General features: G+C 62.5%; 15 protein-coding genes. 2 read left to right on the top strand and 13 right to left on the bottom strand.

Annotation, left to right across the window (positions count from 1 at the left end; genetic code table 11):
• Positions 1-131 precede the first annotated feature (131 nt).
• The 6 genes from AB1462_RS17805 to AB1462_RS17830 form a co-directional block, all read right to left on the bottom strand.
• Complete coding sequence (locus tag AB1462_RS17805; protein WP_315335975.1) at positions 132-1,373, bottom strand: EAL domain-containing response regulator; 1,242 nt, start codon at positions 1,371-1,373, stop codon at positions 132-134.
• 9 nt (positions 1,374-1,382) lie between these two features.
• Positions 1,383-1,769 carry a response regulator gene (locus AB1462_RS17810; RefSeq protein WP_090404276.1) on the bottom strand — a complete coding sequence of 129 codons (387 nt, stop codon included), beginning with the start codon at positions 1,767-1,769 and terminating at the stop codon, positions 1,383-1,385.
• Complete coding sequence (locus AB1462_RS17815; RefSeq protein WP_367247511.1) at positions 1,754-3,103, bottom strand: sensor histidine kinase; 1,350 nt, start codon at positions 3,101-3,103, stop codon at positions 1,754-1,756. The genes AB1462_RS17810 and AB1462_RS17815 overlap by 16 nt, the downstream gene beginning before the upstream one ends.
• Positions 3,104-3,306: 203 nt before the next feature.
• Entirely contained in the window at positions 3,307-3,870 is a 564-nt protein-coding gene (locus AB1462_RS17820) for a GNAT family N-acetyltransferase (RefSeq protein ID WP_315335980.1), read from the bottom strand.
• A gap of 97 nt (positions 3,871-3,967) precedes the next feature.
• Positions 3,968-4,717 (bottom strand): helix-turn-helix domain-containing protein, encoded by a 750-nt coding sequence (locus tag AB1462_RS17825; protein ID WP_315335982.1) that lies wholly within the window; start codon positions 4,715-4,717, stop codon positions 3,968-3,970.
• A gap of 153 nt (positions 4,718-4,870) precedes the next feature.
• Positions 4,871-5,794 carry a universal stress protein gene (locus tag AB1462_RS17830; protein ID WP_259195000.1) on the bottom strand — a complete coding sequence of 308 codons (924 nt, stop codon included), beginning with the start codon at positions 5,792-5,794 and terminating at the stop codon, positions 4,871-4,873.
• 247 nt (positions 5,795-6,041) lie between these two features.
• On the opposite strand from AB1462_RS17830, the gene AB1462_RS17835 reads away from it, so the two are divergent.
• Positions 6,042-7,115, top strand: a complete 1,074-nt coding sequence (locus AB1462_RS17835) for an NAD(P)-dependent alcohol dehydrogenase (RefSeq protein ID WP_367247513.1) — start codon at positions 6,042-6,044, stop codon at positions 7,113-7,115.
• A 37-nt stretch (positions 7,116-7,152) separates the two neighbouring features.
• On the top strand, positions 7,153-8,391 hold the full coding sequence (locus AB1462_RS17840; RefSeq protein ID WP_259194999.1) for a DUF4010 domain-containing protein: 1,239 nt from the start codon (positions 7,153-7,155) through the stop codon (positions 8,389-8,391).
• Between the two features lie 16 nt (positions 8,392-8,407).
• Here the strand turns inward: AB1462_RS17840 and AB1462_RS17845 are convergent, their stop codons facing one another.
• The 7 genes from AB1462_RS17845 to AB1462_RS17875 are packed head-to-tail and all read right to left on the bottom strand — an operon-like array spanning position 8,408 to position 14,711.
• Positions 8,408-9,772 carry an ATP-binding protein gene (locus AB1462_RS17845; protein WP_367247515.1) on the bottom strand — a complete coding sequence of 455 codons (1,365 nt, stop codon included), beginning with the start codon at positions 9,770-9,772 and terminating at the stop codon, positions 8,408-8,410.
• Complete coding sequence (locus tag AB1462_RS17850) at positions 9,769-10,431, bottom strand: response regulator (protein ID WP_259194997.1); 663 nt, start codon at positions 10,429-10,431, stop codon at positions 9,769-9,771. The genes AB1462_RS17845 and AB1462_RS17850 overlap by 4 nt, the downstream gene beginning before the upstream one ends.
• Positions 10,432-10,457: 26 nt before the next feature.
• The gene (locus tag AB1462_RS17855; protein WP_259194996.1) at positions 10,458-11,102 is read right to left on the bottom strand and encodes a tetratricopeptide repeat protein; all 645 of its coding nucleotides are present in this window, start codon (positions 11,100-11,102) and stop codon (positions 10,458-10,460) included.
• Positions 11,099-11,908 (bottom strand): SDR family oxidoreductase, encoded by an 810-nt coding sequence (locus tag AB1462_RS17860; protein WP_315335987.1) that lies wholly within the window; start codon positions 11,906-11,908, stop codon positions 11,099-11,101. The genes AB1462_RS17855 and AB1462_RS17860 overlap by 4 nt, the downstream gene beginning before the upstream one ends.
• A complete protein-coding gene (locus AB1462_RS17865) occupies positions 11,895-12,569 on the bottom strand; it encodes a TenA family transcriptional regulator (protein WP_090404248.1) in 675 nt (224 codons plus the stop codon). The genes AB1462_RS17860 and AB1462_RS17865 overlap by 14 nt, the downstream gene beginning before the upstream one ends.
• Positions 12,566-14,044 (bottom strand): AMP-binding protein, encoded by a 1,479-nt coding sequence (locus AB1462_RS17870; protein ID WP_367247517.1) that lies wholly within the window; start codon positions 14,042-14,044, stop codon positions 12,566-12,568. The genes AB1462_RS17865 and AB1462_RS17870 overlap by 4 nt, the downstream gene beginning before the upstream one ends.
• Entirely contained in the window at positions 14,034-14,711 is a 678-nt protein-coding gene (locus tag AB1462_RS17875) for a thermostable hemolysin (RefSeq protein ID WP_367247519.1), read from the bottom strand. The genes AB1462_RS17870 and AB1462_RS17875 overlap by 11 nt, the downstream gene beginning before the upstream one ends.
• Between the last annotated feature and the right edge of the window lie 83 nt (positions 14,712-14,794).

A 14,794-nucleotide genomic window follows, 5' to 3' on the forward strand; every position in this document is an offset into this window, starting at 1 on the left:
TGGCGAGGCTGCGTCGGCGGCGCACCTGACACACCGCAAACGCAGCCTCGCCAAGGCTCGGCAGCTGCTACGGGCATGAACGGCGCTTGGAATAAAAACTCATTTATTAGGTATGCACCTCCCGCCGACGCTCACCGCTCCAACAACAAGCGCTCCAACGCTGCTGCGGATAACGGCCGGCTGAACAGATAGCCCTGGATCTGATCACAGCCGGCCTGTTTCAAAAACGCCAGTTGCGCCTGGGTTTCCACGCCCTCGGCCACCACCCGCAGGTTCAGGCTGTGGGCCAATTCGATAATGGTCCGGGTGATTGCCGCATCCTGGGGGTTGCTGGTGACTTCGCGGATGAACGCAATGTCGATCTTCAGCGTATCGATGGGGAAGCGGCGCAAGTAGGCCAGGCTTGAATAGCCGGTGCCGAAGTCATCGATGGAGATTTTTACTCCCATGGCGCGCAGGCGCTGCAGGCTGGCGATGGTGTGCTGGGTGTTTTCCATCAGCGAGCCTTCGGTCAGCTCCACTTCCAGCCAGTGCGATTGCACCCCGGTCTGTTCGAGGATGTGCGCGATATCGGCAATCAGGTCGCCCTCGATCAGCTGATGGCCGGAGACGTTCACCGACACCTCGATGGCTCCGATTTCACTGCGCTGCCACGCCGCAATCTGTCTGCACACGCTGTCGATCACCCAACGGCCCACCATCACGATCAGGCCCAGGCTCTCCAATATGGGCACGAACACCGCCGGGGATACCGCGCCATAGCCGGGCCGCTCCCAGCGCAGCAGGGCTTCGAGGGCGCAGATCCCGCCGCTGGACAGCTCCACCTTGGGTTGGTAATGCAGGGTGAACTCACCGCGCTCAACCGCTTGGCGCAGTGCCTGTTCGAGGTCCTGGCGGGCCAGGTCGTGCACGTTCATTCGTGCGTTATCGCTGGTGTGCTGTTGCAACTGTTGTTCAAGCAACTGGCTATGGCGCTTCAACTGATCGCCATGAGCCTTGAGCCGCAGGAGGTTACGCACCCGCAACCATAACTCCACGCGCTCCACCGGTTTGCTGATGAACTCCTCGGCGCCGGTTTCCAGCCCGGTCACCCGTGCGCTCGATTCACTGAGGGCCGACAGCATGATGATCGGAATGCTCGCCGTGGCCAGGTTGCCCTTGAGCTGGCTGGCCACTTCATAGCCGTCCATGCCCGGCATCATGATGTCCAGCAGGATCAGGTCAGGTGGCTGCTTGGCCACCAGTTGCAAGGCTTCTTCGCCACTGCCGGCACTCAGGGTCTGGTAGCCCTCGTGTTGCAACAGGGTTTCCAGCAGCTTGCGAACCTGGGGTTCGTCATCAACGATCAACAGCGTTGCGGGTTGGCTGGCCATGGAGAGGACTCATCTGAGGGGTGAGATGGTGGTGTGTTGCAGCAGCGTGTCGATCACTTGGTACAGCTCTTTGTAGCGCAACGGCTTGCTGATGTAGGCATCGCAACCGGCCAACCGGGTCTTTTCACGGTCTTCCTTCATGGCCATCGCGGTGAGGGCAATCACCGGGATATGTGCGGTGTGCGGGTCCTGCTTGAGTAGCGCGGTAGCGGCGAGGCCATCCATGCCCGGCAGCTGGATGTCCATCAGGATCAACGCCGGTTGGGCTTCACGGGCCAGGGTCAGGCCGCTTTCGGCGTCGGCGGCCCACACCACCGTGTGGCCGGCGTTGACCAGCAGCAGCCGGGCCAGGCGCATATTGGCCTCGTTGTCTTCGACAATCAGGATGTGGGCCATGCAGCCTCCGTGGCCCGATGAAGCGGCAGCCACACCACAAACCGAGCGCCCAGGCCTTCACGGCTGGCCACCGCGACACTGCCCTCGTGCAGATCGGCCAGTTGCTTGACCATCGCCAGGCCCAGCCCGGTGCCTTCGAATTTGCGCGCCAGGCTGCTGTCGATCTGGCTGAAGGCCTTGAACAACTTGCCCATGTCGTCCTCGGCGATACCGATGCCGGTGTTGCTGACGCTCAATTCGAGAAACTGCTGGTGAGCGCTGGGTTGCAGGGCGAACGCGTGCATCGGCCAGTCGCCTGGCACGCGCCCGACCTGTTCGCGGGCCACCTGGCGCACCGCCAGGGTCACGGAACTGCCGTGTTCGCTGAACTTCACCGCATTCGCCAGCAGGTTGTAGATGATCTGCTTGGTCTTGCGCAGGTCCAGCGCCAGCGTGCCGAAGTCGCCCTGGCTTTCGAGCTTCAACTGGATGCGTTGCAGCGCGGCTTTTTCGCGCACGATCAACAGGCTGTTGGCAAGCAACCCTGCGAGCTCCACGGCCTCCAGTTCCAGGTCCATCATCCCGGCTTCGACCTTGGACAGGTCGAGGATGTCGTTGATCAGCGACAGCAAGTGCTGGCCGCTGGTGAAGATGTCGCCGATGTACTCGCGCTGGATCTCGCTCATGTCGCCCACCAGCCCGTCCTTCAACGCCTCGGAAAAACCGATCACCGCATTCAGCGGCGTGCGCAATTCGTGGGACATGGTGGCAAGGAATTCGGACTTCATATGGCTGGCATGTTCCAGCTCCAGGTTCTTTTCCTCCAGCGCGCGCTCAAAGCCTTTGCGCTCGGCTTCTTCCTGTTTGCGCGCGGTGTTGTCGGTGCCGATCAACAGGTAGCCGATGATGGTGTCATGCCGGTTGCGCAGCGCCGTCACCGAGACCATGGCCGACAGGCGGCTGCCGTCCTTGCGGATATAGGTCAGCTCGTAAATATCTTCGATGCCACGGGAGGCCTTGAACACCAGGGCTTCGAAGCCTGGCGTGATCGGTGTGTCGAGTTCCTGGCTGAGGGCGGCGGCGCGGGTGATCAGTTCGGCGGGGTCGGAAATGTCGGCGGGGGTGATGCGGTTGAGGACGTCGTCGGCGGCATACCCGAGCATGCGTTCTGCGCCGACATTGAAGATCTGGATCACGCCCTTTTCATCGGTAGCGATGCTGGAGAAGTAGGCGCTGTTGAAGATCGCGTCTTGCAGGGCACCGGTTTTCAGCAGGGTTTTCTGGCGTTTGAATTCGACGATTTTTTCGGCCCGCGATTGGGCTTCGGGCGGGGATCCAGTAGCGGGTTTGTCCATGGCGGTGTTTCCAGGCAGATCAGGCCCGACCGTGTCGACGACAGGGCCGCAGAGCATGCTCACAGAAAATCGCGTGGACGCGATGAGGAGGAGATGAGGTCCCCGGACAATAGCAGATACCGCCCACGGCGCGGTACGAATACACTCAAACGAAGGTACGCCGGCAAAGGGCGGCGGACCGCCCTGTCAGCGTGCAGTGTCGCTTAGAGCGCGACGCTGCTGATGACCTGGGTGCTGTCATCCGGGTCGATGACGCTGTGGAATCCCAGGGCGTGGGTCAGGTCACGCAGCGGGGCGTTGGTCGCCTTGTCAACGGTGTACATGCGCCTGAAGCCATTGGCGCGCGCTGCGGTCATCAGGTGCTGCATCAAAATGCGCCCCAGGCCCAGGTGCTGCCAGGTATCGGCCACGGTGACGGCGCATTCGCATTCATCCGCCGTGGCCGCGGCATAGCGCGCCACGCCGATCTCGATCAGTTGGCCGTTGTCGTGCACCAGGGCGATGAAGGCCAGGCGTTGCTGGTTATCGACATCCATCAATTGATCCATCAGGGGCTTGCCGGGCTCGTTGATTTCGCCCAGGAAGCGCGCGTGCCGCGACTCACGGGACAAGGTCTTGATGAAATTGTATTCACGCTGCCGGTCCTCGGCCGTCAGCGGACGCACCAGCACATGGCGACCGTCATTAAGTTCGTCGATCCAGTGTTCGTGCGCAGTTGCCGCGTAGACGCCTGCGGCTTGCCGGTTTTGCTCTGTGATGGTTGGCATGGTGAACCTCCGAGGTGGGGCGTGAAGCAGCGCCCGGTTGACTCGGTTGTACGCCATTGGTGGCAGGCAAAGCTGATTTGGATCAGATGCAGCGCTGTTACTCGGGCCCCTGCCAATGGCAGCCGGCTATGAACGACTTGAATTTCGGCATGTCGAGGATCTCGACGTTGCGCCCACTGACGTGCACCAGGCCCTGTTTGCGCAACTGCGCAATACTGCGACACACCGTTTCCAATCTCAGCCCCAAGTATGAGCCGATCTCTTCGCGCCGCATGCGCAATACAAAAGTTCGCGGTGAATAACCACGCGTACTCATGCGTAACGATATATTCAATAAAAATGCCGACAGTCGTTCGTCGGCGTTCATATTGCCCATCTGCAATAACATGCCGTGCTCACGTACAATTTCGCGGCTCATGATTTTATTCAAGTTATGTTGCAGCGACGGTATTTGACTGGCCAATCGCTCCAGCTGACTGAAGTGAAGCGGGCACACTTCGCTGTCTTCCAGGGCAATGGCATGGCAGGCATGTTTGTCGGCGCTGATAGCATCCAGGCCGAGCATTTCCCCGGACATTTGAAACCCGGTGACTTGTTCGCGGCCGTCCATGGACACTATGCAGGTCTTGAAGAAACCGGTACGCACCGCGTACAGCGAGCGCAGGGGATCTGCGGTGCGATACAGCGAGGAGCCTTTTTTGACTTTGAGCCGTTGGGGAATCAGCGTGTCCAGGCGGACCACTTCGGATTCTGTCAGGCCGATGGGCAAGCACAATTCTAAAACACTGCAATTGGCACAGGCTGTTTTTAAATGTTGGACTTGTACAGGAACAGGTGTTGCTTTCATGCCCAATGCCTCTTGCACACCTAATAACCTATTCACTAGACATCTAAATGTCAGGAAAAGATAGCTGCAAGTTTGGCACGGGGAAATAACTGACTACATTCAAGTATCTGCCTCGCTGCAATTACGGCAGCGAGGGTGGCCACCCATGATATTTCAATCCAGCATTTGCGGTTTAACCATCCATACACTGCATGGCATCTTGTACAACAGCGATTCAGCTGTACTACCCAGCAGTCGCGACAGGCCGCGATGACCCACCCGGCCCATGACGATCACATCGACGTCGTAGGCATCGGCATAACTGGACAGCACCTTCGCCGGGTTGCCCAGGATCATATGACGCTGTGCCGGCGGGATGCCGTTGCGCGCCGCCAGCTCGTTGAAGGCCTGGCCCTGTTCGTCGAACAGCCGTTTGGCGGCCGTCGATGAGAAGAAACCGGCGCCGCTGCCCAACCCGTACTCCTGGGCGCTCAGGTCCGACAGGTCATGGGCATAAAGCACGTCTACCTGCGCATCGCATGCCGTGGCCAGCTTGACGGCTTCGTGCAGGATGCGGTCGTTGAGGTCGTCATAGCTTGGGTCGTGATGAAACGGGTCGACGGCCGCGATGATCTTGCGCGGCAAGGCGTGCTGCGCAGCGCTGACAAAATGCAGCGGCACCGGGCATTCGCGTATCAAGTGCACATCCAGCGGTGTAAACATCAACCGCGACAGCAAGGACTCATGTTCCAGAGCCTTGATGAGCACCGCCATCGGCTCTTCCCGCAGGCGAACCAGCAGCTCTTGCAGCGGGCGTTCCACCCAGGCCACTTCGGTGGTAACCGTCAGCCCCCGTTTGCGCAGAGGCACGGCCTGCGCTTCCAGCCACTGCTGATGGCGTTCCACGTAGCCAAGGCGCATCTGTTCCAGCGCCTGCTCATTCACCAGCCCGGCCGTGGCCAGGCCTTCCAGATAATCGAAAGCCAGGATGTGCAGGGCAGCGCCTTCGGCTTTTGCCAGGGCGGCCGCCCGGTCGAACGCCGGGCTGCGTTCCATCAGCGGCGAGACCAGCAGCAGGAAACGGGTTTGAGCAGACATGGGGATTCTCCCTTGGGTGACCATTGGCAGCAGATAGCATCTGCGTTGATACCTGCCGTTGATCATGGCCCCGGGCGCCGAGGCCGAGTTGACCTGCATCAAATTGCCTTGAACCGGGGACTGGCAAGCGACGCTCGGTCAGGCGCGTCAAACAATCCGGCGATAGTTGATCATGATCAACTTATACGGTGTCTGCGCGGCGCAGTCTGGGGGCATTCAGGATTCATCTGGCGCAGGAGGTCACACCATGGCAACCATGAGAGCAGCTGTCTTCGTTGAAAAAAACCGTATCGTCCTCGACGACAAGCCCATCCCGGAAGTCGGCCCGCTGGACGCCCTGGTGCGGATCACCACCACGACAATTTGCGGCACCGACGTGCATATCCTGCGCGGTGAGTATCCGGTGGCCAAGGGGCTGACCGTGGGCCATGAACCGGTGGGCATTATTGAGCGGTTGGGTTCCCAGGTACGCGGTTTCTTCGAGGGGCAGCGGGTGATTGCCGGGGCCATTACCCCCAGCGGGCAGAGCTTTGCCTGCCTGTGTGGCTGCGGCTCCCAGGACGGCCCCGATACGCGCCACGGTTTTCGCGCAGCCGGAGGCTGGAAATTCGGCAATACCCTTGACGGCTGCCAGGCCGACTACGTGCTGGTTCCCGATGCGCTGGCCAACCTGTGCCCGATCCCCGATGGCTTGAGTGATGAACAGGTACTGATGTGCCCGGACATCATGTCCACCGGCTTTTCCGGCGCCGAGCGGGGCGAGGTGAGCATTGGCGATACGGTGGCGGTGTTCGCCCTCGGGCCGATCGGCCTCTGCGCGGTGGCGGGCGCACGGCTTAAAGGCGCTTCGATGATCATTGGCGTCGACGGGCTCAGCGAACGCATGAATGTCGCCCGGGGCCTGGGGGCTACCCATATCGTTGATTTCAAGAAAGGCAATGTGGTCGAGCAGATCATGGGCCTGACGGATGGGCGCGGGGTGGATGTGGCCATTGAAGCCCTGGGCACCCAGGGTACCTTCGAATCGGCATTGCGCGTGCTGCGCCCTGGTGGACGCTTGTCCAGCCTGGGCGTGTACTCCAGTGACCTGCATATCCCGTATGACGCGTTTGGCGCCGGCCTGGGGGATTACAGCATCGTGTCGACCCTGTGTCCCGGCGGCAAGGAACGCATGCGCCGCTTGATGGCGCTGGTTGCCAGTGGCCGGGTGGACTTGTCGCCGCTGGTGACGCACCGTTTTCAGCTCGACGACATCGAGGCGGCCTATGAACTGTTCGCCCATCAGCGCGACGGCGTCATGAAAGTCGCGATTACCCCGTGAAGGCAGCGTCGGCATTGGTCCGCGCCGGCAGGTACGGATGACTGCTTCCCTTGGAATCGCCGGAGCCGCCGCCGCGCTGGGCATCGGCATGCTGGTGGGGCTTGAGCGCGAGCGCAGCAAGGGGCAGGGTGAGCGTCGTGCCTTTGCCGGTTTGCGCACCTATTCAATCACGGCGTTGCTGGGCTACGTCACGCAGCAAGTCGGCGGTGCGCTGCTGCTCGGGTTGGTCGCCGGTTGCCTGGCGATGATTGTCAGTACCGCTTATTGGAAGAGCCAGGACGAAGACCCGGGAATCACCAGTGAAGTCGCGTTGCTCACGGTATTGGTGCTGGGCGCCCTGTGCGGGGTCAGGCCCGAGTTGGCCACGGCAATCGGCGTGGTCATGGTTGGCCTGTTGGCCTATCGCGACAAGCTGCACAACTTTGCCCGCAGCCAATTGACCGAAGCAGAAATGCGCGACGGCCTGCTATTGCTGATTGTGGCGCTGGTGGTCCTGCCGCTGGCGCCGGATCGTTTCATCGGCCCCTATGGCGGGGTGAACCTGCGCACCATCTGCACCTTGACCGTGCTGTTGATGGCGGTAGGGGCGGTGGGGCACGTGGCGGTACGTATGCTGGGCCCCCGCTATGGTTACGTCATCGGCGCCGTGGCCTCGGGGTTCGCTTCCAGTACGGTGACCATTGCCGCCATGGGCAACCTTGTCGCCAAGGAACCGGAGCATCTGCGCACGCTCGCAGCGGCGGCGATTCTCTCGAATATCGCCACGGTGGCGCAGGCCGTACTGATCCTCGGTACCGTGGAGCCGGCGCTGCTGTCGCAGATGATGTGGCCATTGCTCGCCGGGTTTGCCACCACTGCGTTGTATGGGGGATGTCTCATGCTTCGCGTGCCACCGGCGCCGGCCGGCCAGGCCATCCGCGTGGGAGGCGCGTTCGACCTCAAGCTGGCACTGATCATGGTGCTGACCCTGACCGGCATCACCTTCCTATCGTCCGTGATGCTTTATTACTTTGGCCAGGTGGGGGTGATGGTAACGGCCACCCTGAGCGGTTTCGCCGACGCTCACGCCACCACCGCATCGATTGCCGCCCTGGTCACCAGCGGCCAGCTCGCGCTTCACGCCGCACCGATCCCGGTGTTGCTGGCGATCAGTTGCAACTCGCTGAGCAAGTGCCTGGTGGCCTGGGTCAGCGGTGGCCGCCGATTTGCGGCCTATGTGATCGCCGGGCAGGTGTTGCTGACCGCCGCGATGTGGTTGGGTGCGCTGGTCAGTTGATCGCCACCCAGGCAGGTCAGCCAGGGATTTCAAAGGTCGCCCTCAAGCCGCCGGACGCCAGGTTTTCCACGCGTACCTGGCCGCCCAGGCGTTGGGCGATGGTTTGCACGATGGTCAGGCCCAGGCCCGCGCCCTGGGCATTGCCACGGCTGTAGAAACGCTCGAACAGCCGCTCCCGTTGGTTTTCGTCGATGCCAGGCCCCTGGTCGTCGACGGTCAGGGCGAAACGGTTGGCGGTTTTGCGCAACCCCACCGTGATCACCCCGTGCTCCGGGGAAAAGTTCGCCGCGTTGGTCACCAGGTTGGTCAGGGCGATATTGATCGCGCCGGCATCGGTCGTGACGCGGTACTGGGCATCGTCGACATCGAACACCAGTTCGAGGCCTTTGTTCAGCAGCCAAGGTGTCAGTTGAATCAGCGTTTCACGCACCGTGGTCGCCAGGTCGATAGCCTGCACGGCTGGTAGCCCGGCACTGGGTTCCAGGCGTGCCATGGTCAGCAATTGGTTGACCAGGCGGCTGGTGCGGTCGACACCGCTGATCAGGAAGGCCAGGGACTCGCGCCGTTCGGTCTCGGTGCCGGCTTCCAGCAGGTTTTGCGCGTGCACCCGCAATACCGCGAGGGGCGTGCGCATTTCGTGGGCGGCGTCGGCGATAAAGCGCCGCTCGCGGCCGAGCATCTCCTGGATCTGCGCGAGCAGGCGGTTCAACGCCGCCTGCATCGGCTCCAGCTCCATGGGCAAGGGCGTCAGTTGCATCGGCTCCAGTGAGCCGGAATGCCGTGCACGCAAAGTGGCGGCCATATCGGCCAGGGGCTTGAGCCCCCAGCCGATGGCCAACCAGACCATGGCGGCGAGGATCAGGCTGCCCAGCACGTTCGGCCACAGGGTATGCCGCACGATGCGCTGGACCAGGTCGGAGCGCACGTCATCACGCTCGCCGACCCAGATGCGCAGGCCGTTGTCCTTGTCCTTGAGCACGAAGCCACGCCATTGGTGGCCATTGACGTCGTCGATATTGCTGTACCCCGGCTGTGCGGGGGGTGTGGCGAATGAAGGGGCGCTGGCGGTGAACACCAGCAGCTCGCCCTGTGGGTTCCACACCTGGAACGCGATCTTGCTTTCATAGGGGTGCCCATCCACCTTGGGCATGGCGTTGCCCAAGGCTTTGTTGAAGGCGCGATACAGATCGGCCTGGTCCTGGCTGGCCAGTGGCATGCTCATGACGCCCTGGAGCAGGCGGGCGTTCTGCGCTAACTGTGCATCGTAGACTTCGGCGATTTCGTGATTGCTGTCATGCAGGTTGAGCACGCTGATCACCAGCAGCCCGGTGAGCAGCAGGCCGATAATCAGGCTCAGGGTGCGGCGCCGAATCGAGGTCACTGGTGCTCCTCCACCAGGTAGCCCACGCCGCGTACGGTGCGGATCAGCTCGCTGGAGAACTTCTTGCGCAAGTGATGGATATGCACTTCCAGGGTGTTACTTTCGGCCTCTTCGTTCCAGCCGTAGAGCAGCTGCATCAGTTGGTCGCGGGTCATCACGCGGCCCGGCGGCGACAGCAGTTCGTGCAGCAGTTGATACTCCTTGGGGGTGAGCAGCACCGGTGCGCCGTGGTAACTGACCTGCTGCGTGCTCGGGTCCAGGCAAATGCCCGCGTGTTCGATCATGACCCGTGCCCGGCCGACGCTGCGGCGCAGCAGGGCACGCAGGCGTGCCTTGAGTTCGGCCAGGTCGAAGGGTTTGATCAGGTAATCGTCGGCGCCGGCGTCCAGCCCGGCGATGCGGTCTTCGGTGGCATCCCGTGCGGTGAGGATCAGCACCGGCAGGTTGGAGCCGCTGTCACGCAGGCGCCGCAGCACCTCCAAACCGTCCATGCGTGGCAGGCCGAGGTCGAGCACCGCCGCGTCAAAGGTTTCGCTCAGCAGCGCATGCAAGGCACTGCTGCCATCCTGCAGCCAGTCGACGGTGTAGCCCTCACGCACCAGCGCCTGGTGAATGCCTTCGCCCAATGCCACGTCATCCTCGATCAGTAAAAGGCGCACGCAGACTCCTTGTCAGTAGAGTGTTGTCAGTTGAGTTTTTTGTTGATGTCGGCCAGCACGCTTTCGATCTCTTTGCGCCGTCCGGCATCGGCGGTTTCCCGGCCCGGCCGTGGTGCGGCCTGCAGGGCTTTTTGCAGGGCATCACGGGCTTCGCCATAGCGTTTTTGCCGGTACAGATGGTCACCCCAGAAGTACAGACTATCAATGCCCGTAGGGTTCAGTTGCAAGGCCTGTTTGAGTAACTGTTCAGCCTTATCCGCATCACCAAAGCCGATTGGCCAACCCGGGACGCGGTCGTACAGGGCCGCCAGGCTGGTATAGGCCGAACCTTGCAGGGCCTTGGGGTCCAGGGCCAGCGCTTTTTCCAGGTCGACCTTGGCGGCCTTGACCTTGCTTAACGCGCCGAGCCCGCCCTGGGCGCCGGCCCAACTGCTGGTGACGATCCCGGACCAGATCCACGCTTCGGCGGCTTGGGGACGGTCGTGGGTGAAGGCCGTGGCCTGGGTGGCGAGTTTTTCAAAGGCCTGGGGGCGCTGTTCCTCGGGCAGGTTGTATTGGATGTGCGCCCAGCGTGTCTGGATGTCGTTCAGGCGTTGTTGGTCGACGGCGTCCATCGCCCAGGTGAAGGGGCTCAGGGCGGTGAGCAGCAGCGCGGTAAAGAGTTGTTTCATGGCTTCGGGTCCTTATTCTCAGGTTTGTCGCTCAAGCGGCGTACCAGCGGCAGTTGTTTACGTAAGCTGCGGTCGATCAGGTTCGGCAGCAGGCTGTTGAGACGCACAAAGAAGCGCTCCGGCCAGCCCAGGTACAGATCGCGACGTTCGTTGGCGATGGCCTGGATCACCGCAGACGCCACGGTGTGCGGGTCGTCGACGTTGGATTTGAGTGCATCGTTCAAGGCCTGCGCCGCCGGACTGTTCATTGGAGTGCGGGTCGCGCGCGGCGCCACATACAGCACGCCGACGCGGGTGTCGGCCAGCTCCCGACGCAGCGCTTCGGAAAACCCGCGCAAGGCAAACTTGCTGGCGCAGTAGGTGGCATAGCCGGGGTAGCCGATGGAGCCATAAGTGGAGCCGACATTCACCACCATGGCGCTCGGTGCCTGTTTGAGCAGCGGCAGCAGCAGCTTGGTCAGGCAGATCGGCGCGGTAATGTTGAGCGCCAGCATGCCGTTGATGTCGCTGTCTTCGAGTTGCTCAAGCATGGCGAAGTGATTGATGCCGGCGGCGTTGATCAGCAGGTTGATGCCGCCGATGGCTTCGGCGGCGGCCAGCACCTTACGGCGGTCGGCGAGGAAGGTCAGGTCGGCACCGACCCAGCAGAGTTGCTCCGGGTAGCGTTCAAGCAAATCCTCCAGTGGTGCACGGTGACGGGCCACGGCCAGCACCCGCGCACCACTGGCACACAGGGCGGTGGCGATCGCCTGGCCGATACCACCGCTGGCGCCGGTCAGCACCACACGCGTTTCAGACAGGCGCATGGGGTGTCTCCCCGATACGCGGCAGGCTCCGGAACATGTCGGTGTAGAGCGCGTACACGACCTTGGAGGCGCGAATCACGGCGGCCTGGTCGTCGGGGTCGTCCAGGCTGTTCATCAAGCCCCGGTAGGTTTCCATGTGGCCGATGTCCAGGGCCCCATGGGAACTCAGGTAGCTGAATGCAGTTTCCGGCAGTTGCAGGCGCTCACGGATGCTGCCGGCCGCGTGGGTGGCCAGGGCGATGCTGGTGCCTTCCAGCACATTGACCATGCCGAACAGGCCGACCGGGTTGTCACGGGCGATCAGGTCGTAGAGGTAGCTGACCATCAGCTCGATAGGCAAACCGGGGCGCCCGTCACGCACGGCCTCCTTGTCGCCGCCACAGGCAGCAATGTCATCGAGTATCCACTGCTCGTGGCCGTATTCATCCTCGATGTACTCGCAGACCGCCTTGCGCAGCCATTCCAGGCGCGAAGGCAGGCGTGCACCGCAGGCCATCATCAACGGCACGGTATGGCGGACGTGGTAGTAGGCCTGGGCCAGGAACGCGCGATAGCTGTCCAGGCTGACCTTGCCCTCCAGGGCGTCGCGGATGATCGGCAGGTTGAACAGCGCCTGGCGTTCGTGTTGGGTGGCTTCTTGCAGCGTGTCGAAAAAATTCACGATGAGGTTTCCTCGTTGAATGCAGGGGCAAAATGGGATTGATAACGGGCGACAATCGCGTCGCGCCGTGGCCGGCCATTGGCGGTGAGCAAGCCATTGGCGGCGGTGAAGGGTTGTGTCAGGCGCGTCCAGCGATGCACCTGGGCGTAGTCGGGCAGGCCGCTGTTGGCCTCGGCCACGGCGGCGGCCAGTTGCGCGTCGGTGCAGTCGGGGCGATGGGGCCAGAGCAGGGCGTGGTTGTGCGGCAGGGCCTCGCCATAGACGAACGCCTGGGCGATCACACCGCCCTGGGTCAGCTCGGCCTCGACCCAATCCGGGTTGACGTTGCGCCCGTAACTGGTGACGAACTGATGCTTTTTGCGGCCCTTGAGGTAGAGAAAACCGTCCTCGTCAAAGGCACCGAGGTCGCCGCTGGGCCACCATTGCTCGGGCTGGTCGGGCTGGCCCAGGTAGCCGAGCAACGTCGAGCCCTTGATCAGCACCTCACCGTCTTCGGCCAGACGGATTTCCACATGGGGCAGCGGTCGCCCCACACTGCCTGGGCGTTGTGCCTCGGGACGATTGAGGCACACCACCGAGGCGCATTCCGACAACCCGTAACCTTCGTACACCGGCACCCCCAACTGGTGTGCACGGTGCAGCAAGGCCTTGGAAACGCGCGCACCGCCGACGGCGGCAAAGCGCAGGCCTTTGGGGCTGAAGGCCTTTTGTTCGGCAGCGATCACCAGCATCAACAGCAATTGCGGCACCAGGATCAGGCTGTGGGGCTGACGGGTTGCCAGGCAGCCGAGCAACTGTGCGGCGTCCACCGCGGTGGCGCCCTGGATGCCCAGGTTCTTCTGGCTGGGCAAGCTCAAGGTGGCGCCGGCGTACAGCGCGGCGTAGCAGCCGAGGTTTTCCAGCAAGATCGCGATGGGCAACAGCGCCAGGTGGTGGCGTGGATCGCTGCTGTGGCTGGCCTGGTACAACTCGCGAGCCACCCGCATCAGGCTGTCGGCGCTCAGGCACACACCTTTGGGCGCGCCGGTGGTGCCGGAGGTGAACGTCACCTTGGCGGTGCCGGCGGGTATCGAAGGGCGGCCTTCAAAGGTGCGGCACCAGAATTCACCGGACGGGTGATAGCCGTTGGCGAGTAACTCATCCTGCAGATGGGGCTCGGCGATCACCCGTTCGGCGTGGCTTTGCTCCAGGCAATGAACACGTTGAGCCGGGCTGAAGAATGGCGGCAGGGTCAGGCAGGTCAAGCCTTCGAACAGCACCGCTAAATCCCACAGCATGGCCTCGATGCCATTGTCCAGGGCCAGGGCGACCACCTTGACGCCTTCGTCGCGCAAGCGCTCCTGCCGATACGCGACTTCGGCGAACATCTGGGTGTAATCCATTTTCAAGCTGTCGCCCCACAGGGCGATGGCGCCATCGTTGCGTTCGGCATGGCCGCGCAGTACGGCGTGGAAACGGCGGGTTTCAGGCGACATGGCTGGCGTCCTCGATCGTGGTAGGCAACCCCAGGCGTGAGAACAGGCCCATGTTGCGCAAATGGATGAACCCCGCGCGGATATTGCCGACATGCACCCACGGTTGGCTTTCGTAGTAACTGCCCCAGTGATGGCGCTCATCGCCCAGGCGCTGCGGGTCGGCCACGCACAGGGTGATGGGCTTCAAGCCCAGGCGGTGGAAGCTGTTGACCAGGCCGATATTGCCGGTGAATGCCACCCACTCCAGACCACCCATAGCGAGAAGCCAGGTAATCGCGATGATGCTCAGGCGCGCACTGCCGGTGTCGCTGGCGGCGAGGTTGCCGACTTCGGCGATGGCGCCGCGCTCCACCGCTTGTCCGGCGGCGGCACTGATCAGCGGATCGATGGAGTGGTCCAGGTAACGCTCCAGGAACAACGGCTCGGCACGCGCCAGGCGCACACCGGCAACGGCGCCCAGCTCGCCGCTGGCCTGGCTGACGCCAAACAGCTGTGGCATGAAGTGGCGAATATCCGCGCCGTGGGCAATGCGAAAACGCTGTTGGATGAAGGCCTCGAAGACGGGCCGCTGCGGGTCTTGGGGCAGGGCGCGGGACAGGCACATCGGCGCACTGTCGGCGGGGCCGAACAGCAGCGGCAAGGGAATGTTCCAATCGATATCGGGCATTGGCGTTACGCCTCCCCAGTGAAGTTGGGAGGAGTATCGGAGGCATTTCTTAACGAAGTCTGAAGGTGGCAAAAGGATATTTT

The organism is Pseudomonas sp. SB113 (genome assembly GCF_040754745.1).
Lineage (GTDB): Bacteria > Pseudomonadota > Gammaproteobacteria > Pseudomonadales > Pseudomonadaceae > Aquipseudomonas > Aquipseudomonas grimontii.

Excerpts from the sequence above, each read along its gene's own strand:
- AB1462_RS17825 (WP_315335982.1), bottom strand. The coding sequence starts at position 4,717 with ATGAAAGCAACACCTGTTCCTGTACAAGTCCAACATTTAAAAACAGCC.
- AB1462_RS17840 (WP_259194999.1), top strand. The coding sequence starts at position 7,153 with ATGACTGCTTCCCTTGGAATCGCCGGAGCCGCCGCCGCGCTGGGCATC.
- AB1462_RS17860 (WP_315335987.1), bottom strand. The coding sequence starts at position 11,908 with ATGCGCCTGTCTGAAACGCGTGTGGTGCTGACCGGCGCCAGCGGTGGT.
- AB1462_RS17875 (WP_367247519.1), bottom strand. The coding sequence starts at position 14,711 with ATGCCCGATATCGATTGGAACATTCCCTTGCCGCTGCTGTTCGGCCCC.
- AB1462_RS17815 (WP_367247511.1), bottom strand. The coding sequence starts at position 3,103 with ATGGACAAACCCGCTACTGGATCCCCGCCCGAAGCCCAATCGCGGGCC.
- AB1462_RS17805 (WP_315335975.1), bottom strand. The coding sequence starts at position 1,373 with ATGGCCAGCCAACCCGCAACGCTGTTGATCGTTGATGACGAACCCCAG.
- AB1462_RS17870 (WP_367247517.1), bottom strand. The coding sequence starts at position 14,044 with ATGTCGCCTGAAACCCGCCGTTTCCACGCCGTACTGCGCGGCCATGCC.
- AB1462_RS17855 (WP_259194996.1), bottom strand. The coding sequence starts at position 11,102 with ATGAAACAACTCTTTACCGCGCTGCTGCTCACCGCCCTGAGCCCCTTC.
- AB1462_RS17830 (WP_259195000.1), bottom strand. The coding sequence starts at position 5,794 with ATGTCTGCTCAAACCCGTTTCCTGCTGCTGGTCTCGCCGCTGATGGAA.
- AB1462_RS17835 (WP_367247513.1), top strand. The coding sequence starts at position 6,042 with ATGGCAACCATGAGAGCAGCTGTCTTCGTTGAAAAAAACCGTATCGTC.
- AB1462_RS17810 (WP_090404276.1), bottom strand. The coding sequence starts at position 1,769 with ATGGCCCACATCCTGATTGTCGAAGACAACGAGGCCAATATGCGCCTG.
- AB1462_RS17820 (WP_315335980.1), bottom strand. The coding sequence starts at position 3,870 with ATGCCAACCATCACAGAGCAAAACCGGCAAGCCGCAGGCGTCTACGCG.